Raw genomic sequence first — 651 nt, 5'->3', positions numbered from 1 at the left:
CCCCGCTGCCGACGCCACCGGCGACCGTGCTCCCGGCGAGGCCGGGGCAGGTGCCGATGCCGGGAGCAATGCCGGTACCGACGAAGCTGCGGACGCCGGTGCCGCGAGCGCCGACGACACCGCCGCCCCTGCGCCCGCCGACGCCGACGCCACCAGCGACTACGCCCCCGACGCCACCGGAGGCACCGACGCCCCCCACCAGGCCGACGACGCCGTCTCCGCCGCGATGGCCGACCCCGGTGCTGCGGGCGGCACCGACGCCCCCGACGCCGCGGACGGGCTCGACAGTGCCGAGACTGAAGCTGAGGCCGAGGCAGGTACCGGTGCGGGAAGCGACGCCCGTGAATGCGAACCGCCCGGCACCGCAAGCACCGCCTCTCCCGACGGCGACGGAGATTCCCACACAGCACCTTCGGACACAGCGCCTTCGGAGGCGGTGCAGCCGGATCCTCCTCCCGAGGACGCCTCCGCACGTCACACCCACGCCGGGCATCGGCCTGCGGGGGACTGCCGGCATGGCCAGGGCACGCCGGGAGCGCTGGGAACGGCACTGGGATCGTCGCTGCGTGCGTCGTTGGGGATGGTGCCGCCGGGGTTGTTGCTGGCGACCGGGCAGGTGCTGCCCGTCTCCAGCGTGCACCGCCTCGCCCG

The 651-nt window shown here is 75.6% G+C and carries 1 protein-coding gene; it reads left to right on the top strand.

Annotation, left to right across the window (positions count from 1 at the left end):
* Positions 1 to 651 (top strand): hypothetical protein (locus tag FLV34_RS41100; RefSeq protein ID WP_222709814.1); only part of this gene is annotated, 651 nt, incomplete at both ends.

Origin of the sequence: Microbispora sp. CSR-4 (assembly GCF_008033685.1) — a bacterium.
Lineage (GTDB): Bacteria > Actinomycetota > Actinomycetes > Streptosporangiales > Streptosporangiaceae > Microbispora.
This window is presented reverse-complemented; position numbering and strand designations above follow the sequence as displayed.